20 protein-coding genes and 2 pseudogenes are annotated in these 21,770 nt (G+C 68.2%); 9 read left to right on the top strand and 13 right to left on the bottom strand.

Annotated features, from left to right (window positions below):
* Positions 1 to 66: 66 nt before the first annotated feature.
* Positions 67 to 843: a GntR family transcriptional regulator gene (locus ON33_RS36235; RefSeq protein WP_040863658.1), complete on the bottom strand. Its 777-nt coding sequence runs from the start codon at positions 841 to 843 to the stop codon at positions 67 to 69.
* A gap of 174 nt (positions 844 to 1,017) precedes the next feature.
* Here ON33_RS36235 and ON33_RS36230 point away from each other — a divergent pair, with 174 nt between their 5' ends.
* A complete protein-coding gene (locus ON33_RS36230; protein ID WP_040863657.1) occupies positions 1,018 to 3,024 on the top strand; it encodes an APC family permease in 2,007 nt (668 codons plus the stop codon).
* A gap of 3 nt (positions 3,025 to 3,027) precedes the next feature.
* Here ON33_RS36230 and ON33_RS36225 read toward each other — a convergent pair whose 3' ends face one another.
* Positions 3,028 to 3,732: a polysaccharide deacetylase family protein gene (locus tag ON33_RS36225; RefSeq protein WP_040863656.1), complete on the bottom strand. Its 705-nt coding sequence runs from the start codon at positions 3,730 to 3,732 to the stop codon at positions 3,028 to 3,030.
* Complete coding sequence (locus tag ON33_RS36220; protein ID WP_051153398.1) at positions 3,729 to 4,097, bottom strand: winged helix-turn-helix transcriptional regulator; 369 nt, start codon at positions 4,095 to 4,097, stop codon at positions 3,729 to 3,731. Before ON33_RS36220 ends, ON33_RS36225 begins: the two co-directional genes overlap by 4 nt.
* A gap of 59 nt (positions 4,098 to 4,156) precedes the next feature.
* Here ON33_RS36220 and ON33_RS36215 point away from each other — a divergent pair, with 59 nt between their 5' ends.
* From ON33_RS36215 to ON33_RS36205, 3 genes are all read left to right on the top strand, one after another.
* Positions 4,157 to 4,912 (top strand): SDR family oxidoreductase, encoded by a 756-nt coding sequence (locus ON33_RS36215; protein WP_040863654.1) that lies wholly within the window; start codon positions 4,157 to 4,159, stop codon positions 4,910 to 4,912.
* A gap of 137 nt (positions 4,913 to 5,049) precedes the next feature.
* On the top strand, positions 5,050 to 5,691 hold the full coding sequence (locus tag ON33_RS36210; protein ID WP_040863653.1) for a LysE family translocator: 642 nt from the start codon (positions 5,050 to 5,052) through the stop codon (positions 5,689 to 5,691).
* Between the two features lie 157 nt (positions 5,692 to 5,848).
* On the top strand, positions 5,849 to 6,052 hold the full coding sequence (locus ON33_RS36205; RefSeq protein ID WP_218001567.1) for a DUF5988 family protein: 204 nt from the start codon (positions 5,849 to 5,851) through the stop codon (positions 6,050 to 6,052).
* A 552-nt stretch (positions 6,053 to 6,604) separates the two neighbouring features.
* Here the strand turns inward: ON33_RS36205 and ON33_RS36200 are convergent.
* The gene (locus ON33_RS36200; protein WP_040863652.1) at positions 6,605 to 6,787 is read right to left on the bottom strand and encodes a hypothetical protein; all 183 of its coding nucleotides are present in this window, start codon (positions 6,785 to 6,787) and stop codon (positions 6,605 to 6,607) included.
* A 360-nt stretch (positions 6,788 to 7,147) separates the two neighbouring features.
* On the opposite strand from ON33_RS36200, the gene ON33_RS36195 reads away from it, so the two are divergent.
* On the top strand, positions 7,148 to 7,498 hold the full coding sequence (locus tag ON33_RS36195) for a hypothetical protein (protein ID WP_040863651.1): 351 nt from the start codon (positions 7,148 to 7,150) through the stop codon (positions 7,496 to 7,498).
* 49 nt (positions 7,499 to 7,547) lie between these two features.
* Here the strand turns inward: ON33_RS36195 and ON33_RS36190 are convergent, their stop codons facing one another.
* The 4 genes from ON33_RS36190 to ON33_RS36175 all read right to left on the bottom strand — a co-directional run bounded on the left by ON33_RS36190 (position 7,548) and on the right by ON33_RS36175 (position 12,728).
* The gene (locus ON33_RS36190; RefSeq protein WP_040863650.1) at positions 7,548 to 8,939 is read right to left on the bottom strand and encodes a hydroxysqualene dehydroxylase; all 1,392 of its coding nucleotides are present in this window, start codon (positions 8,937 to 8,939) and stop codon (positions 7,548 to 7,550) included.
* Between the two features lie 70 nt (positions 8,940 to 9,009).
* A complete protein-coding gene (locus ON33_RS36185) occupies positions 9,010 to 10,545 on the bottom strand; it encodes an LCP family protein (protein WP_040863649.1) in 1,536 nt (511 codons plus the stop codon).
* A gap of 182 nt (positions 10,546 to 10,727) precedes the next feature.
* A complete protein-coding gene (locus tag ON33_RS36180; protein ID WP_083869571.1) occupies positions 10,728 to 12,140 on the bottom strand; it encodes an amino acid permease in 1,413 nt (470 codons plus the stop codon).
* Between the two features lie 174 nt (positions 12,141 to 12,314).
* Entirely contained in the window at positions 12,315 to 12,728 is a 414-nt protein-coding gene (locus ON33_RS36175; protein WP_040863648.1) for a pyridoxamine 5'-phosphate oxidase family protein, read from the bottom strand.
* Between the two features lie 210 nt (positions 12,729 to 12,938).
* Here ON33_RS36175 and ON33_RS36170 point away from each other — a divergent pair, with 210 nt between their 5' ends.
* Complete coding sequence (locus ON33_RS36170; protein ID WP_040863647.1) at positions 12,939 to 13,784, top strand: hypothetical protein; 846 nt, start codon at positions 12,939 to 12,941, stop codon at positions 13,782 to 13,784.
* Between the two features lie 2 nt (positions 13,785 to 13,786).
* Here ON33_RS36170 and ON33_RS36165 read toward each other — a convergent pair whose 3' ends face one another.
* The 3 genes from ON33_RS36165 to ON33_RS36155 form a co-directional block, all read right to left on the bottom strand.
* Positions 13,787 to 15,133: a hypothetical protein gene (locus tag ON33_RS36165; protein WP_040863646.1), complete on the bottom strand. Its 1,347-nt coding sequence runs from the start codon at positions 15,131 to 15,133 to the stop codon at positions 13,787 to 13,789.
* A gap of 96 nt (positions 15,134 to 15,229) precedes the next feature.
* Positions 15,230 to 16,201 carry a non-homologous end-joining DNA ligase gene (gene ligD, locus ON33_RS36160; protein ID WP_040863645.1) on the bottom strand — a complete coding sequence of 324 codons (972 nt, stop codon included), beginning with the start codon at positions 16,199 to 16,201 and terminating at the stop codon, positions 15,230 to 15,232.
* Positions 16,202 to 16,501: 300 nt separating this feature from the next.
* Positions 16,502 to 17,728, bottom strand: a complete 1,227-nt coding sequence (locus ON33_RS36155; protein WP_083869569.1) for a phosphotransferase family protein — start codon at positions 17,726 to 17,728, stop codon at positions 16,502 to 16,504.
* Positions 17,729 to 17,855: 127 nt separating this feature from the next.
* Between ON33_RS36155 and ON33_RS36150 the strand changes: the two genes are divergently transcribed.
* Positions 17,856 to 19,043 (top strand): PucR family transcriptional regulator, encoded by a 1,188-nt coding sequence (locus tag ON33_RS36150; RefSeq protein ID WP_157184926.1) that lies wholly within the window; start codon positions 17,856 to 17,858, stop codon positions 19,041 to 19,043.
* 11 nt (positions 19,044 to 19,054) lie between these two features.
* Here ON33_RS36150 and ON33_RS44610 read toward each other — a convergent pair.
* Positions 19,055 to 19,598: pseudogene (locus tag ON33_RS44610) on the bottom strand (hypothetical protein).
* Between ON33_RS44610 and ON33_RS43800 the strand changes: the two are divergent.
* Together ON33_RS43800 and ON33_RS38920 are read left to right on the top strand one after the other, a co-directional pair.
* Positions 19,482 to 19,720, top strand: a pseudogene (locus ON33_RS43800) (SDR family NAD(P)-dependent oxidoreductase); the annotation flags it as partial. The pseudogenes ON33_RS44610 and ON33_RS43800 overlap by 117 nt on opposite strands.
* Positions 19,721 to 20,412: 692 nt before the next feature.
* On the top strand, positions 20,413 to 20,982 hold the full coding sequence (locus ON33_RS38920) for a LapA family protein (RefSeq protein WP_157184925.1): 570 nt from the start codon (positions 20,413 to 20,415) through the stop codon (positions 20,980 to 20,982).
* Between the two features lie 16 nt (positions 20,983 to 20,998).
* Here the strand turns inward: ON33_RS38920 and ON33_RS36135 are convergent, their stop codons facing one another.
* Positions 20,999 to 21,763, bottom strand: coding sequence for a TetR/AcrR family transcriptional regulator (locus tag ON33_RS36135; protein WP_245551146.1), 765 nt, complete (start codon positions 21,761 to 21,763; stop codon positions 20,999 to 21,001).
* Positions 21,764 to 21,770 lie beyond the last annotated feature (7 nt).

The raw sequence follows: 21,770 nt of genomic DNA, 5'->3' as shown, positions 1-21,770 counted from the left end.
GGGTTGTCTGAGACGAAACCGACCCGTCGGATTTGAAACGGGCGTGATCGGATCGGTCCAGTCTCTTCAGGCCGTCGCGGCCACCACGTCGGCGGATTCGGCCCCGGCCGCCCCGACCAGTTCCTCGAAGCGCGCCACCACCTTCCGGTGGTACATGCCGAACAGATCCTCGAACAGCGCCAGCTGCGCCTGACTCGGCCCGCTGTCGGACTCCCACACCGCGACCAGCGCCCGCCACACCAGCACGTGCAGGTCCGGCGAGACCGCGAAGTAGGCCTGCACCGCCTCCGGCACCTCCAGCACCATCTCGCCGATGGAGTTGAGCACCGCGCGCTGCACCGTGTGCCCGAGCGCGGTGAGCAGCCGGCGCAACAGCCCCAGCTCGATGCTCAGCATGCGATGCGGATCCGGGTCCGCGCCGCGCGCAAGGGTTTCCAGTTCGTCGATCTCGTCCTTGAGGACCGCCGGATCGATGGCGCGTTCGCCGCCGGTGTAGGCGAGCAGCGCCTCGAGCGCGATGCCGCGCTCCTCGTCGACGATATTGCCGAACATGTCCGCGGCCATGTCCGGGTCCGGCATGGACAGCCGGAACAGCCGGCGGTACACATCCACGCCACCCTCGGCGCGCACGTCCCGGATGACGAATCCCTTGCCGCGGTACGCGTCCACGAATCCGTAGGATTCGAGCCGGCCCAGAATCAATTGCGCCGTCGCACGATTCAGGTCGAATTCGTCGGCGACCTGCCGGACGGACGGCATCAGACCACCGGGCTCGTACTCCCCGGATGCCACACGGCGTGCCAACTCGTCGGCAACGTCGGCGACGACCGTCCGGTCTCCCATCGTGTCACCTCTCCATAAAACCTCGACCACGTCCCAGACAGTCTAGGTGGTTGTTCGATCAACCGCACAAGTCTCGGAACCTGCAAGGGAAAGCACCGGACCGCTCAGTATCTTTACGAAATCCCTACGGCATGGGGTTCCGACTCATCCGGTTTTCCGCCCTAGGCTCCGAACGTGGTTTCACCGATCGACGTAGCCAAACGACTCGTGCTCGGACGCCCGTTTCGCAGCGATCGGCTCGGGGAGACCCTGCTGCCCAAACGACTCGCACTGCCCATTTTCGCCAGTGACCCGCTGTCGTCGGTCGCCTACGCCACGCAGGAGATCCTGCTCATCCTGACCCTGGGCGGGCTGGCCTACCTCCATCTCACCCCGGTCGTGGCCGGGGGCGTCGTGGTGCTGCTGGCGGTGGTCGCGCTGTCGTATCGGCAGGTCGTGCAGGCGTATCCGTCCGGCGGCGGCTCCTACGAGGTGGTGGCCGAAAACCTCGGGGCGCTGCCCGGCCTGGTCGTGGCGGCGGCGCTGCTGGTCGATTACGTCATGACGGTCGCGGTATCCGTGGCAGCCGGAGTGGACAACATCATTTCCGCCATTCCGGATCTGAATCCGTACCGGGTAACCGTCAATCTCGCATTCATCGTCTTCCTGACCGCCATGAATCTGCGCGGTGTGCGGGAATCCGGGCGAGCCTTCGCTATTCCCACCTATGGATTCGTTCTCGGCGTGTTCGCGCTCATCGTGGTCGGGCTGGGTCAGACACTGCTCGGGCACACGCCGGTGGCCGAGAGCGCCCACTATCAGATCCACGCCGAACAGGTCGGGCTGTCCACCGCGGGCGTGGCGTTCCTGCTGCTGCGGGCGTTCTCCTCCGGATGTACCGCGCTGACCGGCGCGGAGGCCATCTCGAACGGGGTGCCCGCGTTCCGGAAACCCAAGGCGCTCAACGCCGCCCGCACCATGACCGCCATGGGCGTCATCGCCATCGCCATGTTCTCCGGGGTGACGGCGCTGGCCATGATCACCAAGACCCGGATGGTCGAAAACACCTGCGACCTCATCGGATTCGAGGGCGACTGCCACACCGACGCGCAGAAGACGGTCATCGCGCAGATCTCGGCGGCGGTCTTCGGCGGGCACAGCATCGCCTTCTACTACCTGATGGTGACCACGGCCCTGATCCTGATTCTGGCCGCCAACACCGCCTACAACGGCTTCCCGCTGCTGAATTCGATCCTGGCGCAACGCCGCTACATGCCGCGGCAGTTGCATACCCGCGGCGACCGGCTGGCCTTCTCCAATGGCATCATCCTGCTGGCGGTGGTGGCCGGCACGCTGATCTATGCCTTCGACGGATCCACGACGCGGCTCATCCAGCTCTACATCATGGGCGTGTTCACCTCGTTCACGCTGTGCCAGGCGGGCATGGTCCGGCATTGGAATCGGGAGCTGCGGACCGGCGAGAGCCGGAGTGAGCGGCTGCGAATTCACCGGGCCCGCCTCATCAATGCGTTCGGCGCCTGCTTCACGGGCGTGGTGCTGGTGGTCGTCATGATCACCAAGTTCACCCACGGTGCGTACCTGGTGGTCATCGCCATGCCGATCCTGGTGGTGGGGATGTGGCTGATCCACCGGCACTATTCGTCGGTGCGGGTGGAGCTGGAGATCGACCCGGACGATCTGGAGACGCTGCCGGGACGGGTGCACGCGCTGGTGCTGGTGTCGGGATGGCACAAGGCGACCCAGCGGGCCGTGCAGTTCGCGCGCGCCACCCGGCCCGACACGCTGACCGCGGTGACCGTGAACGTGGACGACGCCGACACTCGCCACCTCGCCCAGGACTGGGAGACCTACCACGTCGGGATTCCGCTGAAGGTCATCGAATCGCCGTACCGCGAGATCACCCGGCCGGTGCTGGAAGAGATCAAACGCCAGCGTAAGTCGCGGCCCCGGGATGTGGTGAGCGTGTTCATCCCCGAGTACGTGGTCGGACGCTGGTGGGAGAACCTGCTGCACAACCAGAGTTCGCTGCGGCTCAAGGCGCGACTGCTGTTCGAGCCGGGCGTGATGGTGACGAGCGTGCCGTGGCAGCTGCACTCCTCGCGGGCGCGAGCCGTGCCGCGCGAGGCGCACACGGCCGGCGAGGTGCGGCGCGGGATCACCGGGTCCGGGGGCGCGGCCTGAAGGTCAGCGCGCGAGCAGCTGGGACACCGTGACGAAGGTGTAGCCCTGGTCCTGCAGCGCCCGGGCGATGCGGGGAATCGCGGCCAGGGAGGGCGCGCCGGTCGCGTACATGGTGTGCAGCAGGATGATCGAGCCCGGGTGCACCTTCGACAGGGTCTCGGCGACGATCTGATCGGTGTTCGGCGACTTGCCGGAGTCGGGCTCGACATCCCAGGTGACGGTGGTGCGGTCGTGGCGGGACAGGTACCACGGCAGAGCGAAGAGTTTCTTGCCGTTCGGCGGGCGGAACGTGATCGGGCCCCGGTAGCCGGTTTTCGCGATCTCGGCGTCGGTGCGTTCCACCTCGTCGCGCACGAAACCGGGGGTCACGAAGACCATACGCTGGTGATTGTAGGTGTGATTGCCGATCTCGTTGCCGGCGGCGGCGATGGCGCGGCCCAGGTCGGGGTGGGCGGCCAGTTCACTGCCGATGAGGTAGAAGGTGGCCGGAATACCTACTTCGGCAAGGGTTTTCAGGATATCGGGGGTGCGCTCGCTGGGGCCGTCGTCGAGGGTGAGGGCGACGATCTTGTCGGTGGTGTCGACGCGCGGGACGATGCGGCCGGCCACCTGGAAGGTGCGCGAGTTCATCAGGGTGTACAGCCCGACGGAGATCAGGGCCAGCACCACCAGTGTGAGCGCGCCGCCGATGAGCAGCCTGCGTTTCATCCCGTTCCTAGCTCGTCCTCGCCCCCTGCCCGCTCGAGGCTACCCGCCCAGCGCTCCGACCACCGCCACACTCGTTCCAGGGCGTAGCCCAATTCCACTCCGGCAATGGTCAATTCGTAGGACTTGTCCGGCTTCTTGTCCACCACACCGGATTCCACCAGCCGCTGCAGTCGCACCGACAGCATGCTCGACGAGCAATTGCCCATGCGGCGACGCAGTTCCAGAAAGCCGAGCGGGCCGGGCTCGAGTTCCCAGATCACGCGCAGCATCCAGCGCTGACCGAGCAGGTCCATGGCGTCCAGCAGCGGGGTCGCCGAGGCGTCGGCACGGCTGTTGGCAGGGGGTGGCTGACTTGCGCTTCTCATTTCGAAGTACCAATGTAGTGCTTCTGGATTAGAAGCAACACAGTGGATGGAGGTCGCGGATGGCGACAACGGATACCCGGCGGCGCATCGTTCTGATCACGGGAGCGTCCCGCGGCATCGGCGCGGAAACCGCGCGGGTGCTGGCGGCTCGCGGCGACCACGTGGTGATCAACTACCGGGAGAAGCGCAAACGCGCGGAGAACCTGGCCGCCGAGATCGCCGCCGCGGGCGGCAGCGCCTCGGTCGCGGGCGCGGACATCGCCGACGCGGACGGCGCACGAAGCCTCATCGAGACGGTGGCGGGCGAGTTCGGCCGCCTGGATGTGCTGGTACTCAATGCCTCCGGCGGTCTGGAACGCGATGCCGGGCCCGGCTACGCCATGCTCCTCAACCGTGACGCGCAGACCCGGCTGACCGGGCTGGCGCTACCGCACCTGCCCGCGGGCGGCCGCATCGTGTTCGTCACCAGTCATCAAGCCCATTTCTCCCCCACCCGTGAAGTCCCGCCCGGCTACGAGCCCATCGCCGCCAGCAAGCGCGCCGGCGAGGACGCGCTGCGGGCCATGACCGGCGAATTCGCCGCCCGCGGTATCGGTTTCACCGTCGTCTCCGGCGACATGATCGACGGCACCATCATCGTGCGCCTGCTCGAACGCCGCGACCCCGACGCCGTCACCGCCCGGCGCGACCAGGGCGACCTGCCCACCGTCGCGGAATTCGCCACCACCGTCGCCGATGCCACCACCCTCGAGGCTCCTCTCGGCCACACCCTGTATGTCGGCGGTCGGGACTACCTGTCCGACGCGGTCAGGTAGTCCCGACCACCCACCGGGCCGACCATCGCCGGCCGAGGCGACGGCGTCCGGAGCCGAGTCTTGCCCAAGGGTGCCAAGTCGGTCCGGTCCGGGCAAACCGCTTGGCCGGGCCGGGTGGGTGGTGTCAGCATCGACGGATGCCGCATTGGATCGAGGTGCTTCCCGCCTTCACACTCGCCTGCCTGATTCTGGCCGCGCTCCCCGGCCCGGCCACCGCGCTGTTCCTGCAGCGCTCGGTCCGGGACGGCCGGGCCGCCGGGTTGGCGGCGGTGGCGGGAAATGAGATCGGCATCGTTGGGTGGACGCTGGCGGGCGGCGCGGGATTGTCGACGCTGCTGGTGGCCAACCGCGTGCTCAATGTCAGCATCCACGTGCTCGGAGCGGTCGTGCTGGTGTGGCTCGGCATTCAAGCCTGGCGCGGATCCCGGGGCGACGACGCCTTCGGCGCCGCCCTCACCGCGGCTCTGCCAGGCGGCCGCACCCCCGCCGCCGCGTTCCGCGCATCGCTGATCTCCATCGCCGCCAACCCGAAGGCCGCCGTCTTCGGCCTCACGATCCTCCCCCAATTCCTACCCTCGGCCGGCCCGGTCCTGCCCACGGTCGTGATCCTGGCCGTCATCCAACTGGCCATCGACACCGCCTGGTGCGTCGGCGTCGTCCTCGCCGCCGACCGCGCCGGAACCTGGCTGCGCCGCACCGGAATTCGCCGCCGCATCGAACGCGCCCTGGCTGCCGTCCTCGTAGCCCTGGGCCTCGGCCTCGCTGCCGACGCCCGCTGAACCTCCGGCCCACCACCAGCCGTTCGACGTGTCAGCGATTCCTATCGCCCGCTCTTACCGAATGCAGAGTGCGTATCCGTAGTACTCCGTTGCGGCACTCTCGCCATTAACTGATCGATAGAATTCCGCTCAGCTCGTCAATCAACGAAAGGAGCGCATGATGTCGGCGAAGTGTTTCATCGAAGGTGGACCAGATGACATGCCCACGCGAATCGTCCCGATCACGCCGCCCGGTTTCGAGGTGAAGATCGAGCGTCGCGCCGGCTACGAACATTACAAAACCACCCCAAGGTTCACAGATACCGCCGAAGGCCGACTGCCTGTATACGAGTGGTTCGAACGAACCGAGTTTGCGGAGTAGAGACAACCGCCACGTACCGCGTTGACCGACCCGGCCAGCGCGGGGCGGAGCGGCGGAAGATCAAATGGCCGTGGCCGTCCGAAGCCGGTTGAGCGTGCCATCACGCCGAGTCTGGAATAGAGCCGGTGCAATCGCGCCCTACTGGCTGCAAATCGCCGGAATCTCGCCAATTCCTTCATGGTTGTGCGTGTTCGGAGCGGATCAACTTCGACATCTGCCAATACCCAGCCACACGCTGATCTGCCGCATGATGCGCAGTCCGAGGCGGGCTACCCGGATAGCACCCACGATTACTCAAAGCCGGTAGACGATAGTCCCGCCTGGTTGGATGCCGGTGTGCAGACCGCCGGGAAGGCGCCGACGGCCGCTGCGACGAAGTGGGCCCGGAGCTTCTCGGTCATCGGTGCGGTTTCCACACGCCCGGGATCCGCTCCGCAGGCGGCGCAGAGGTGTTGTCCGCGAATCGGATTCGCAACCATGCTTCCCGATCATCGGCTTGCCGAATGCGACGGGAGTTGACGATCAACGTGAGATCGGGTGTCGGGCAGGCGGTTACCACGATTCGATCAGTGGGGCACCGTGCTCCTGCCGCTGCCATTGCTGGCGCGGCCACGTGGAAGGCATGCTCGGCGGCGCCGGGCACGCCGTGGTCAGCCGCTGCGGGTGGCGCGGGTAACCTCCGGCGGAGAAGGCTCCGGCGTATCCGGCCCCGAGGACGACGATGCGGTGCTGCATGGTTCGCTCCTGTCTGGTTCGCATGCTCCCTGAACGAGGCAGCCCCCGAATCCCTGATAGCGGCCACCGGTGACTTGGATCACCTCCACGTCAGGTCACGGTCTCGGCGCGGAGGCGTGGAAGATCAACGGGCAGGGACCATCTCGGACCCCGGGCTGATGCGGCGCGCGGTGATCGACGGTTCAGGCGTTGTGTGCCGGTTCCGCGCGCAGGGCCAGTATCTGTCCTGTGGTGGCCTGCTCGCGTGTGATCGCTACGACACCGGTGGGGCCTCATGCTGTGGGCTCGACGTGGCGAGGGGCGGCGGGTAGGACGACGATGGTGGTATCGGCGAGGTCCGGCGTGTCAGGAGGTGGGGTCATGGTGAACGACGTGGAGAAGCGGTGGAACGATCCGTCGATGTTGCGGCATGCGACCACCTATGTGCTGGGCGTGCTGGGTGGGACCGCGGTCGCGGCGGTGATCTCGCTGGTGTGGGCGGCTGCTCGGCCTGCGTGTCTGAATGCCGGGTCGAGTCTGTGTGACGGGACCTCACGGGTCGTGGTGGGCCTGGTGCCGGGTGGGATTCTGCTGTTCGGGGGAATCGGGGCGTTGGTGATCGCGTTCCGGGCGTGGCGGGCGGAACGGGCGTGGCCGATCTGGCAGGGGGCGGCGTGGTTCCTGTTCACGATCATGGTCGTATACCTGAGCATTGCCGAGACGCAGGGCTAGAGGGTCGGGCGCTGTCGGATCGGGCTGCGGGCGAGTTCGGCGGAGGGGGTCAACGGCGACTGCCCGAACGGTCCTCGATCTGCCGGGCGGAGGGCAGGGCGAGCAGTAACTCGACGGCCTTGGCCGCGCTCTGGGCCGCACTCTCCATCGTGGCCGACCAGTCGGTTCGGGTCCAATCCCCCGCCAGCACCAGCGTCGGCACCGACGTGCGCTGTTCAGGCCGCAGCCCATCGGTGCCGACCACCTGTGAGAAGGTCGCCCGCGGCATCGGAACCACCTGCGCGTGCAGCACTTTCGCATCCGCGGCATCCGGGTAGTAGCGCCGCAGCAGCGCCATCTGCTCGTCCACCACCGCATGGTGCGGTTTGTGGATCTGCTCGTAGGCGCCGCTGGTGGTCAGGCAGTACAGCCAGCCGTCGAGGGTGCCGCGCCCGTGCATGCGCTGCCGGTCGAACACCTCGTCGATGACGCCCGCGCCGCCGATGAGCGCCTCCATGGCGGCCTTGGTGCCGAGCGGGCGGTCCAGGTACGGGTTGGTGCTGACGATCGGCGTGTAGCCGAGTTTGTCGGCGGCCGAATAGATCCGGTCGTGTTCGGGCAGTTCGTCGAGCAGGCCGCCGATGTAGGAGTTGGGCACCGCGCACACCACCGCGTCGGCGGGCTGTACCTCGCCGTCGGCCAGTACGACGCCGGTGACCGCGCCGTCCTCGATGCGGATGCGCCGGGCCACCGCCCGGTAGCGCACCTCCACCCCGTGCCGGTCGAACACCCGCTGCGCGCCGGAGACGAAAAGGGTGTCGAGGTCGGTGGTGGGATAGCCGATACTGACGGGCCGCAAATGCCGGACGCCCAGCCGGATTCCGGTGGCCAGTACGTCGGCGAACACCTTGGCCGACTCCTGCCGCACCGGTTCGGCGGCGATGCCGAGCGCCAGCCAGTCCCACAGCGCCTCCCGCGCGGTGTCGGGCATGCCGAGCCGCCGGAACCACTGGTCGGTGGTGAGGTCGGCGAGGTCGCCGGGCTGCCGCAGGCACTGCCAGCCCATCCGGACCGTGGCGGTCGCAGCGCGCAGCCGATCGCGGGTGGTCGCGTCGGGGTGGGCGCCGAACAGGGCGCGCAGCGCGGGAAAACCGGTGGTGCCCATGGTCGCGGTGCGCCCGCCGGGCCAGCGCAGCACGCCCTGCTGCGGAAAGGTCACGTACTGACGGGTGCCGACACTGGTCAGGTATCGGAACAGATGCACGTAGCCGCTGGCGATCACATGCTGCCCGTTGTCGGGAATGTCGCGCAGCGGAGCGACCTCCAGTGCGTGGGTGCGCCCGCCGAGCCGCCCGCGCCGTTCCAGGAGCGTGACCTGTTTGCCGGCCTCGGCCAGCCAGACCGCGGACGCCATGCCCGCCAGCCCGCCGCCGATGATCACATAGCGTCGCGGATCGTTCATGTTCGCCCCTCGAAACTGGCCTGCACCAAGAAAGCTACGCCCGCCGCGCCCGGGGCACGCGCGAATTCGGTTACCTCACACAGGGAATGCCGCCGGTGTCCATCTGCGACAGGTCGGTGGCCTCGGGCGCGTTGGAGCCGGGGGCGGTGGCCGAGACCGGGGCGGGCGGGGTGGTGGACGTGGCCGGGGTCTTGGTGCGGGTGGCGGAGGTGGTCGGATCGGCCTGGTCGATGGGCAGATTCGCGAGGGGGCCGGTGCGGGCGTCGCTGCCGAGGGTGAGCCGGACGGCCTGGGCTGCCACGGCCGTCGATTCGGTCGCGGTGAGTCCGAGTTGGGCGGCGAGGGCGGTGGCCGCGGATTCGGCGCCCGCACCGTAGGTGAGGGTGGTGGTGTCGCGGGCGGCGCCGGTGGTGGCGGTGCCCTGGGTGAAACCCTGTGCGGCCAGGGCTTGTTCGACCTTGGCTGCCAGGCCGTTCTCGCCGGAGCTGTTGACGACGTTGAGCACGATCCCGGCGGCGTCCGGGATTGCGGCGGTGGTGGCCGGCGCGGGCGTGGTGGTCGTGGTGGCGCCGGAATCGCCCGGGGACAGCAGGTTTTTCACGATGCCCTTGATCTCGTCCGGGTCGACGATATTGATGGACTCCCCCGCGTCGTCGGTACCGAAGTCCTTGACCGGCAGCGTGTACAGCGACAGCCCGTCGTCGAGCAGGGCGGAGGCGCGCTGCGCGAACGACAGCGGGTCCAGGCCGCTGTCGATGGCGGTGTTCTGCTTGGCGATGTCCAGCAGCGCGCGCAGCTTGCTGGTGCTGCTCAGCGTGCCGCCGTCCTGCAGCTGCCGGGCCAGTGACACGATGAACGCCTGCTGGCGGCGGGTGCGGTCGAGGTCGGTGAACAGCGGCTGGTCGGGATCGCGGCGCTGGCGCACGAAGGCCATGGCCTGCGAGGCGTCGATCTGCTGCTTGCCCTTCTTGAAATTGGCGCCGGAGAAGCTGTCGGAGGTGTCCTCGTTGAGGCACACCGTGATCGGCTGTTCGGCCTCGGCGATCTGAAAGAAGGCGGCCAGGGTGATCTCGACGAAATGGTCGACGGGCACATTGCCGAGGAACTTGCCGACCGTATTGCTCTCGGCCAGCCGGCCCGCGTCGCGGGATTTCCGATCGAGGTCGAGGGGGTCCTTGATCCCGGCGGCGGTGAGCTTGTCCTTGGCCCGCGCGTAGGCGAATCCGTAGGCCTGCTTGATCTTTCCCTTGCACGGGGAGGTGGCGCAGGAGGCGGGATCGAGGGTGACGTAGTCGTCGCGGGGAATGGAGATGGCGGTGGATTTGGAACCGTCGCCCGGAATGTGCACCAGGATCAGCACATTCGAGTTGAAACCGCCCTCGCTGTCGTCCCCCGCGTGCAACGCGTCGTACATGTCCTGGGGCAGTGGATTGCCGTGCTCGTCGAGGCGGCTGTCCAGGCCCATGACGAGGATGTTCTGTGTCTTGCCACTCGATTTGGGGCCGTCCGGGGTCACGCCGGAGATGGTCAGCCCGCTCAATTCCTGATGGTATCTGCGCCAGGCCGCGCCGGTGGCGGTCAGCGCCGCGACCGCCAGCAGGGCCATTGCCACCCGCCCGGCAGCCAGCGCCCGGCGTGTTCGCTCGGGGCGTTCACGGGGGCGGCGGGCGGCGGGCGGGCGGGGTCTGGATCGGCTGCGTCTACTCGGGCGTAGCGGCACCGTGTCGGGGTCGTACGCAGCCGATTGCCTCCCCCGGCGATCTCGAGCGTGCGTCATGCCCACCGAGGTTAGCTGTTCTGAAGGGCTTCCCGAGAGTACTTGCGGCTGAGCAGCGGGTAGCCGGCGCAGACGAGGGCGCCCCAGACCAGGCCGACCACGAGGGCGCTGCGACCGTCCTCGGTGAAGAACAGCAGCACCACGACCAGGGCCAGGAAGCCCAGGGCGAGCACCGTGGTGACGGGCGCGCCGGGCAGGCGGTAGTCGCTGGCGGGCAGCACACCCGCCTTGACGCGCAGGCGGTAGAGCAGGTGGCAGACCAGGATGACGCCCCACACGAAGATGATGCCCATGGTGGACACCGACGTGATGTAGCCGAATGCCTTGTCCGGCGAGAAGTAGTTCACCGCGACACCGATCACCATGACCGCCGCCGACACCGCGATACCGGCCGCGGGCACCGATCGGCTGCTGAGCGAGCCCAGGGCGGCCGGGGCCTCTTCGCGCTGCGCCAGGCTGCGCAGCATGCGCCCGGTCGAGTAGATGCCGGAGTTGCAGGACGACAGGGCCGCGGTCAGCAGCACGAAGTTGATGATGCCGGCCGCGCCCGGGATGCCGATCTGCTCGAAGATCTCCACGAACGGGCTGCGGCCCGCGTGGAAGGTGCGCCAGCTCGACACCGACATGATGATCACGAGCGCGCCGACGTAGAACAGGCCGATGCGCAGGGGCAGGCTGTTGATGGCCTTGCGCAGCGTGTGCTTCGGGTCGCGCGCCTCACCGGCGGTGACTCCCACCAATTCCACACCGACATAGGCGAATACCACGATCTGCAGGGCCAGCAGCGCCTGCCCGAAACCGTTGGGGAACACGCCGCCGTCGTTCCACAGATTCGTGACGGTCGGGTTGGTGGCATGGCCGAAGTGGAAGATCAGCACGCCGACGCCGATCACGATCATGGACACGATGGCGGTCACCTTGATGGCGGAGAACCAGAATTCGCCCTCGCCGAACAGCCGCACCGACACCAGGTTGGCGACGAACATGATGCCCAGCACCACCAGCGCGGTCACCCACTGCGGGATGTTGAACCAGTACTGCACGTACTTGCCGGCCACGGTGATCTCGGCCATGCAGGTGGCCACCCAGACCGCCCAGTACGTCCAGCCGGTGGCGAAACCCGCGAAGCGGCCGAGGAATTCATTGGCGTATTCGGCGAAGCTGCCGGTGACCGGGCGGTAGGTGAGGAGTTCGCCCAGGGCTCGCATGATCACGAAGATGGCGAGGCCGGCGGCCAAGTAGCAGAGGATGAGTGCCGGCCCGGCCTTCTGGATCGCGCCGCCCGCGCCGTAGAACAGGCCGGTGCCGATCGCGCCGCCGATGGCGATCATCTGGATGGTGCGCGGCGACAAGCCGCGGGAGTAGCCCTCGTCGTCCGTGGATGCGCTACCGGTGGCCGGCAGCTGCCTTTCCGAGGCTGTCAAATGTGGTTCCTCTCACGTGCGTGCGGCCGGAACCCGCCGTTCGTGATCGGGAACCGCCGGCCGCGCCGAGCCTGCCGGCGGTTTGCCGGGCTCGGTCCAACGGCGTGCCACGCTACCGGAGTGGTATCGGAGGTCACAGTCGCCGCGGCGCGTGGCACAGCCGGGGGCGCGTGTCTAGCCGGCCTCGTCGATCAACTCGAGGCCGGTGACGATCTCGGCCTCGATGCGGATGACATGGTCCATCGGCATATTGATCCAGGGATCGAGCAGGGTCTCGTAGCGCTGCACCTGCTCGGGGTCCATGACCACGCGGGCGACCCCGCTGACGATCACGCTCCAGCCCTGCCGGGTGTGCTCGTCGAAGGAGTCGGCCTCGTATGCCACCACCTGGCCGTCACCGCGCAGCAGGCTGGCGCCCAGATGCGCGCGCACCACCACGACGTCCTCTTCGACGATGTGATTGACCGGCCGGATGATCGGAAGTCCGCGGCGCGAGTACACAATTCGCCCGTATTGCGCGCCGGCCAGCCGTTTCAGTGACTCGGCAGCCGAGAGCTCGCGCAGTCTTCGTGCTCCAACGCTGCCCATTCCTTCGATTGTGGTCGATCGCCTGCGATTTCGCCAATTGCGTTGCCGCATCACATGGTTCGTTCGCGGGGCGGATGCTCGATCCGGGCCGGCCGAGGGCCGGCCACGGAACTCGCTGAGCGCGGAGCCACAGAACCGACCGGGTTCTTGGTTTCATAGATCGGAGTCCCTGGTGACCGGTCGGGAAGTCGAGCTGAGGGAGGCATTCGAATGTCGCTGATTCGACAGGCCTCCACGAAGGTCAGGGACTGGATGCGCGCGACGCCCGCGGGCCGGACCCTGTGGCGGGTGGCCGAGACCCTGATCGAGATCGAGCTCGTCGACCGGTCGCTGGCGCTGGCGGCGCAGATCTTCACCTCGGTGCTGCCCGTAATTATCGCCGCGTCGGCGTTCACCGGCTGGCATCCGACCACCGGCACCATCCGCGACCAGTTCGGTTTCGATCCGCGGGCGGTGGCGGTCGGGGATGCGGCCGAGGTTCCGGAGTCGTCACTGACCGGGTTCGGTGTGGTCGGGTTGCTGATGGTGATCCTCAGCGGCACCTCGTTCGCGCGCGCACTCGGCCGCGTGTACGGGGCGGTGTGGCGGGTGCCGTCGATGGGACCGCGCGATGCCTGGCGGTGGTTCACCGCGCTGCTGGCGGTGGCGCTGTCGGCAGCGCTGGTCGAGCAGACCCGGGATCTGACCGATATCCGGTACGCGGGGCAGCCCCTCGCGGCGCTCGGTGAGATCGCGGTGTGGACGCTGGTGTGGGCGTATGCGCCGTTCCTGCTGACCAAGGGCGCGCTGAGCGGGCGGGTGGTCTGGGCCAGCGGGCTCCTGACGGCGATCGGTTTGACCGCGGTCCATATCGGCGCCCGGATCGTGCTGCCCCGGATCGCGGCGAACGCGGAGCACCACTTCGGGCCGTGGGGGCTCGCTTTCACCTCTGTCAGTTGGCTTTTCGTGATGTCGGTGGTGATCGTGGGCGCGGCCGCGGTCATCCGGGCGTTCGCGTTGGACGAGTCCGCGGTCGGGCGCTATCTGCGCGGTCCGGAACCCGTCGGCGGCACCTGACCTCAGGGATGCGCCCGGTCCCCGGTGGCCGCCAGCTCCACGATGAACAGTGCCGCGAGTGCCGCCAGGACTATCCCGGCGACGACCAGGCCCGTCGGATACCGCCAGGCGATGAGGACGATCACGGCGAGGGCGACGATGCCGCCGCGCAACGGGCCACGGAATCGGGCCACGGCGGATTCGACGGCATTCGGTTCCCGATCGGTGCGCTGTGACCGCAGTGCGGTGACAGCGCGGTAGTACCCGGCACGCACGGCGACCGCGGATCTCGACGGCCCGCTGAGCACCCCGAGGAACACGATCAGCACGGCGACCGCGAACAACGCCCGTACGGTGGTCCGCAACGGCACGAGAAAGACATCGATCACCACCGCGGCCGTCGGCGTGGACATCACCTCGGCGGGAACGGCGTCCAGGTAGGCCGATCGGGCGACGCCGAGGGCCACCGCGAGCAGGGCCATCGCCAAGGCCAGCGCCACACCCACCCAGAAGGTGGCTCGTCTGCGGGCGCCATGCGGTGCGACCCACACCGCGCAGGCCGCGACGAGCACCGTGATCCACGGCAGCACCGGGGCGACGCGGTCGAGGACCGACACCCATCCCCGCGCCTCGACGAGCTCCGGCGAGCGGAACAACACGAAGGACCGGTCGATGGCGGGCACCCGGTCGGCGAAGGTGAATCCTCGTGCGATCAAGGCGGTCCGGACCTGGTCGATGATCGGGCCGATGGACACGCTCACGGTGCCGTCCGCGCTCATGCCCACCGCGGCATGAGCGCGATCCCTCAGCACGGCAGCGACGCCCTGGTGCGCCTGCCGGTTCGCTTCGATCCACAAGCCCCGGAATTGGCCGGAGGCCAGCACCGATTGCGTTGTGTCCCGGACGAAGTCGCGCGCTTCCTTGCCGACCAGCGGAGCCACTCCGACCACAGCCGACGGCACCCGGGAGTTGGATTCGGCGATGGCCGCCAGGGCCTGGGCGGTGATGTTCTGGACGTCGACGCGCGCCATGATCGCGTCGGTGATCCGGTCGGCCAGCTCGCTCTGCAGTGTCGGGTTGGTTCCGAGTGGTTCGACGGTCTGGACGTAGCGGTCGGTGTCGAGCAATTCACCGTGGGCGAATCGAGCGAGCACCGAACCGATGGCCAGCACGGCGACGAGGATCAGCAGCGCGGCCGTGGCCGTCCAGCGCAGGGCGCGGCGACGTGCGCTGGGTGGCTTCTCTTCCGGTCCCGTTACCGGGTCGCCGCCGTCCGAGCCGCCACGCGGCGCCGCGAGTTCTCGGCGCAGTCGCGTGAGTTCCTCGCGCTCGTTCTTGCCCGGCGGGCGTTCCGGTTCGGCGGCCTCCACGGGATTTCAGCCTCGATCCTGCAATGGTCGAGCGAAATGGCTATGGCGTGGCGACAAGTCTATGCCGGGTGGGTGCTGTGCAGGCGCAAGGCGGCCTCAGCGCCCGGGCGGCACTTCCACCAGCGCCGGGGGCTTGTCGGTACGCAACCCCTTCCAGCTGGGCTGGCGCAGTCGCTCACCGGAGAATTCGCGGTACTCCACGTCCGCGACCAGGATGGGTTCGACCCAGCGCCAGCCGCCCGCAGCGGATTCGGGCGGGGGCGGATCGAAAGGGCTTGCGGGGACGGTGATCTCGTCGAGCGCGTGCCGCAGTGCGCGACGGGCGGCCAGGGTGAATCCGGTGCCGACATTGCCGATGTAGACCAACCGCCCCGTCTCATCGTGCGCGCCCATGACCAGCGATCCGAATGTCGCGCCGAATCCGCCCGCCCCCGGCGTCCAGCCCGCCACCACCACTTCGGTGTTCTGCCGCAGCGGCGTCTTGATCCAGGCCGGCGACCGCCGCCCCGGCAGGTACACCGAATCCGTCCGTTTGGACACGATCCCCTCGATCCGATGCTCCCGCGCCACCTCCAGCAACTGCTCCGCATCCGCATCGAGCCAGTGCGGCGGCACCGACAGCGGCTCGGCCGGTTCCAGCTCCAGCAGTCGCGTCCGGCGTTGCAGATATGTCTCCCCCGTGACGTCGACCCCCGCCACGCGCAGCACGTCGAAGACGAAGTACCGCACCGGCACCTCGGCCACCAAGCGCTCCCCCGGCTGCGCCACATGCATGCGCCGCTGCAACAGCCCGAACGACGGCGCCCCGTCCCGATCCGGCGCCACGATCTCACCGTCCAAGATCAGAGATCCCTTGCCGGACAGCACTTTCAAGCCCGCGATGATCTCCGGGTACGCCGCACTGACGTCATTCCCGTTGCGGCTGAACAAACTGCATTCCCCGCCCTCGCACACCGCGATGATGCGGACCCCGTCCCACTTCATCTCGATCGCCCACCCGGGCCCGCCCGGCGGCGACCCCCCGGTCGCCAGCATGGGCGCGGGACCACGGCGGACGGACGCGGCCATCCTCGGCGCTACCCGCGCCAGTAACCGGGCGAAGGAGACATGTCCGGAAGTTTGCTACTCGATCGCCAGCCCGTCCCAGCGCCGCGCCGGGCACGACCGGTTCGTTACGGTTCACGTGCCGGGCGTCCGTCTACGTGGCCGAGACGACCCCGGGCGGATGGCATCGCGGACCTCGCTGTACATGAAGCGAGGGGGTACATGCCACCAGCTCAGGTGCGGCAGGATGCGCGGCATCGTCCGGGATCCGTATCGGAGTCGGGGTGGCGGGCGTGGGCCGGACAGCTCGAGGGAGTCGACGTGTCACCTGCTCCCGCGAATGATCCTGCGGCAGCGGTGTTCCAGCAGGATGACGGCGAGCCCGAAGAACCGGAACGCCGGGTTGGTGGTCTGCTTGTGGTGGTACCGGAAGTAGATCTGCTGGCAGATGACCGCCAGCCGGAACAGGCCGAAGACCTCGTAGAAGGCCCATTCGCGATCGGTGAGACCGATTCCCGTTCGCCGGCTGTAGTATTCGACGACCTCGCGGCGCGTCAGCATGCCCGGGGTGTGGGTGGGCTGGCGGCGGAAGAACTTGAACGCGGGGCCGTCGTCCTGCTGTACCCAGTACGCGAGCGCGCTGCCGAGATCCATCAGCGGATCCCCGATGGTGGCCATCTCCCAGTCGAGCAGCCCGATGGGCCGGGTCGGATCGGAGTGGTCGAGGACGATGTTGTCGAAGCGAAAGTCGTTGTGGATGAGCACGGCCCCGCGATCGGGCGGCTGATTGGCGGCCAGCCACGACATCACCGATTCGAACGAGCCGACATTCCAGGTTCTGGCCCGGCGGTAGCGCTTCGACCAGCCGGTGACCTGGCGGGCGACGTAACCGGGCCCCTTCGACATCCAGCTCAACCCCGCCGCCTCGGGATCGATCACGTGCAGATCGACCAGTACGTCGAGGACGTTCGTGCACAGCTCGCCGACCTGCGGCATGGTGAGCCTCAGGTCCTGGGGAAACTCCTTGCGGGGGATGACGCCGTCGAGTCGCTCCATCAGATAGAAAGGGGCCCCGAGGATTTCGGGGTCCTGGCACAGCGCGACGGTCGACGGCGCGTAGTCGAACACCGGCCCGAGTGCGGTCTGCACGCGATACTCCCGGGCCATGTCGTGCGCACCTTCGCCGTGCCGCCCGGCCGGGGGCCGCCGCAGAATGAGGTCACGGTCCGGGTACTCCAGCAGGTACGTCAGATTCGAAGCGCCACCGGAGAACTGACGCACGGCGGGGATACCGCTCAACGTTTCGTCGCCGAGATGAGTGCGAGACCAGGCGGCCAGCGCGTTCACGTCGAAGGCGTCCTCGGACCGCACCTGCCGGGCCTCGGAGGAGATGGCGCGGCAGTTCGCCGCGCGGGGGTCCAGGTGCACCTCGTCGGGCCCGTCGGCGAACTCCCGGTGATGCCCGGGCTCGACGGGGAGGATCTCGTGATCGACGAAATGGCGAACGCGCTCGACGAGATCGGCAGCGCGAGGGCTCGGCACAAAGTCCATGACTCCTCGATTTCCTCTGGCTGGATGTGCATATGCCATTCTGAATGGGTCAGAACATCCAGAGAATGGGCACGAGGACCCCCCTTGGTGTGCATATGCACAGGAGTGAGCTCATGAGGAACCCGCGATGACGATGAACGCCGGCCGGCCGGCTGTGCCGCTCGAGCCGGGCCGGAGAGAAACCGCGGCCCGGATCGCGACGCTGATCTCCGCGGCCGATCCGGAACTGCGCCAGATCTCGGCGGAGCTCACCCGCCTGTACCGAGCCAGCATTCCCGTCTACGACCAGGTCGACCCCGGCTCGATCGAGCAGAACACGCGTGCCGTACTCCAGATCGCGGTCCGTCACCTGAACGCCGACCTGGCGGAATCGAGTTTCGACGAACTGGCCGACCTCGCCCGCGTCTGGGCCGACCAGCAGATCCCGCTCGAGCTCGTCGCGCACAGCATCCAGATCGGGGCACGCCGGATATTCGCCATTGTCCGTGCACGCGCGGTCGCCGCCGGGATACCGGCCACCGAGATCGACGCCATGCAGGACCTCATGTGGGAGTGGGCAACCGCCTCGGCCACCGCGGTGCACATGGTCCTGCAGGACCGGGCCATCGCCGGCGCCACCCGGCGCGCGGACTTCCTGCGTCGTCTCGTCGACGGCAGCCTGTCCCCGGCGGCGATCACCGCCGAGGCCGCGAACCACCGGCTGGACCCGGATCACCGATACCACGTCGCCTATGTCGCCTGGGACGAGACCAGAGCCGCCTCGGAACTGCTCGCCTACCTGCGCGCACGCGGATCGACCGCGAAAATGCCGGTCGTCGACACGGTCATCGACCGCCACCTGGTCGCCTTGCTCCCCCACACCCCGGACGACCCGCCCCCGGCGGGGACGGTGGCCCTGGGGCCCTCGGTGCCGCTGACCGAGGCTCCGATGTCCTATCGCCGCGCGCGCCAGGCCCTCGACCTCGCCGCCCGCACCGATCGCACCGGGCTGGTCGATCTGGCGACCTTGGGGCCGCTACCGCTGCTCGCGTATCCCGACGAGGCGGTGGAGGCGCTCGCCGCGAAACACCTTGCGCCGCTGCTGCGTCACAGTGCCGGCGCCGAGGTCGCGGCCACGGTCGAGGCGTACCTCGAGTGCGACCGCCGCGTCGACGAGACCTCCGCCAAGCTCTACCTGCACCGCAATACCGTCCGAAACCGGTTGCTGCGCTTCGCCGAGATAACCGGCCTGAACCTCGACCGCACCGACGACCTGATCGTGGCCTGGTGGCTGCTCACGTATCGCCGGAACAGTGAATCGGACATCGGGCCATAACGCCCGAGTCGTCATTTCGATTCGCGCGGAAGAGAATTCGAGCCGCCGGGGCGGTGCAGAACACCGGTCATCAACGTCGCCAGGGATTCCTCGAGCGCGGCGCCCACGTCGATGCGCAGGGCGGCCAGGCCGGGGTCGGCGTCGTAGGTCGCGAGCGTGCTCGCCGACGGCCGGGCGTGGGCGTACAGCGACCACGGCCACGCCCATCAGGCAGATCGTCAGCGCCTTGTCACCGAGTTCGGGCACCGCCTGGCGAACACGATCGGCGAGGACGGTGAGGTTTTCGAGGCTGGAGCGCTTGTGTCGCACGACCACGTCGACCGACACATTGTGCTCGAGTACGCCCGCCTGCGCGCTCACCAGATCGGAGAACGCGGTGTGGTCCCGCAGCGAACAACTCGGGGCGGCCGCGAGCCGATCGGTCCGTTCCTCCACCGGCGATTGCTGCGGGCCGCGCGTCCGGGGATCGATCTCCTGATCAACAACGCCGGACTCATGTACCCGCCACGCCAGAACACCCGGGACGGATTCGAATTGCAGTTCGGCACAAACCATCGCGGGCACTTCGCCCTGACCGGATCGGTGCTCGATCTGTTACTGCAGACCCCGAATCCCGGGTGGTCACAGTGGCAAGCCTCGCGCACCGCTTCCGCGGCAAGATCCATTTCGACGACCTGGCCATCAGGTCGCCGGTCAAGGTGTATGCGTTGGGGCCTTCGACATGGACCTCGACCGGTGCGGCGCCCTCGGCTGAGGCGACAGCGACGACATGACTCCGGGTTCGCGATCACTCGTCGGCGTCGGGGCCGCCTGCCGGGCCGATCATCGGAACCGCAGCGCGGCTGACCGCGCAATGTCGCCACCGTGCAGCATGTGCCGGCCAACGACATCGCCCCGGCCACCGTGAGCCCGCCGCCCAGCGCGTTCGTCTACGCGCAACGGGCTGGCACGACGCGGAGTTCCGCTCTCGGCGCTGCTCCGCGCCTACGGATTGGGACAGTCCCGAATTCTGAACGCGGCCATCGCCGAGATCCTCGCCGCGAACCGTTCCGGCCGATGAGATCGAGACGTTCCTCGCCTTCGCCGGCGAGATACCCGACCGCGTAAACGCATTGATGGGCCACATCTACGACGCCGAGCGGGACCTCTGGGTCAACAGCCGACAAGCGATACGACAACAGTCGATCGCCGGATACTCGACGACCGGACCGTCGATGTCCCTGCCGCACAAGAGGCTCCGGGATATCAGCTCGGTGGCCTGCATCTGGCGGCAGAGCTGTGGACCGGCGGCCGGGGACACGGCGATGAGGTAGCGATGCATCGCCGACGAGTCGATCCGAATCCGAGAGGATGGACCGATGCTCGATTGTTGATCGTCCTGCCGACCGGGCGGACATCGACGGGGCTCGCCGGACAACCCACCGGTCCGGGGTTTCACCTGCGGATGAACGGGCATAGCCCCCATATGTTCACAATCATCGGACTCATCGCTCTCCTGGGTGCTGTGACCGTGGGTGTGGCCGGGATCCAGGCCAACAGCGGTAGCACACATGCGCTTCCCGCCGGCTTCACTGTCTTCGACCACACGTATCACGGGTCCACAGGGCTGCTGTTCGCCTACGGGATCCTGATCGGCGCGATCGGCACGGCGGGATTCCTTCTCATGGCGGCCGGAATCTGGACCACGTCGCGGCGCGGCGCGGTGGCGCGCCGCGAGCTGCGGCAGTCGCGGCGCGAGATGGCCGCGGCGCGAAAGGAACTCACGAAACCGGCGCCGGCGGTCAAACTCGCCGGTGGGGTGAAGCCCCGGAAGCCGGTCGTCCCCTTGGCCAAGACAGACACCGCGCCGAAACACGGGATATCGAAGCCGAATTGGTCGTTCACCCGTTTGATCCACCGACCGGGGGCGCCGGCGAAAACCGAGCCCGCCGCCAAGTAGCGCTCGGAGCCGGCGGCTACCTGCCGGGCGTCACCGTGTCGGCGGCATCGTCGAGGTCGACGCCGACCTCCTCGAGCCGTTGGCGGAGCAGCAACCATATCTGGGCGACGAGGCGGTCGATGAGTTCGTCGCGGGTCTCGTGGGGATGGTCCAGCCACCACTGGATGGACGCGTCGATCAGGCCGTGCACGGCGACGATGAAACCGTCTGCGGCATCCCGGTGTTCGTAGAACGCCGGGATGTAGCGCCGGCCGGCCGAGGCGATCTCGAAGGCGAAACCGCTCTGCTCGGTGCGGGGTTCGTCCTCGGTGCGGGCGTAGCGGCGGCTGACCAGGAAACGGAACAGATTCGGGTGCTCGTGGGCCCAGGTGACGTGGTGCACGATCGGGCCGCGGATGGCGTCCAGCGGCGTGGCGTGCACGCGGATGCCCGCCCGGATGCGCGCCTTGTGCTCGCGGTACAGCGCGAGGGTGATCTCGCGGTCCAGCTCTTCCTTGCTGGCGAAGTGCCGGTAGATGTGGGCGCGGTTGAGTCCGGCGCGGGTGGCGAAATCGCCGGTGCTCGCGGTGGGCCCGCGGTCCTCGATGGCCTCGATGGCGGCCGCGATGATCTCGCCGCGGCGCTGCTCGCCGCGGTTGCTCCGGCTCGCGGCGCGGCGCGCGCGCAGGCTGTCCGCCTTTCCGTCCATGTCGACCACCCGATCAGCGTATCGGCCGGAGGTCTTGCGGCCACAGCCGTCCTGGTACACCATGTACCCGAAACGGGTACATGGTGTACCCATGATGGCG

It is taken from the genome of Nocardia niigatensis NBRC 100131, assembly GCF_000308655.1.
GTDB lineage: Bacteria > Actinomycetota > Actinomycetes > Mycobacteriales > Mycobacteriaceae > Nocardia > Nocardia niigatensis.
This window is presented reverse-complemented; position numbering and strand designations above follow the sequence as displayed.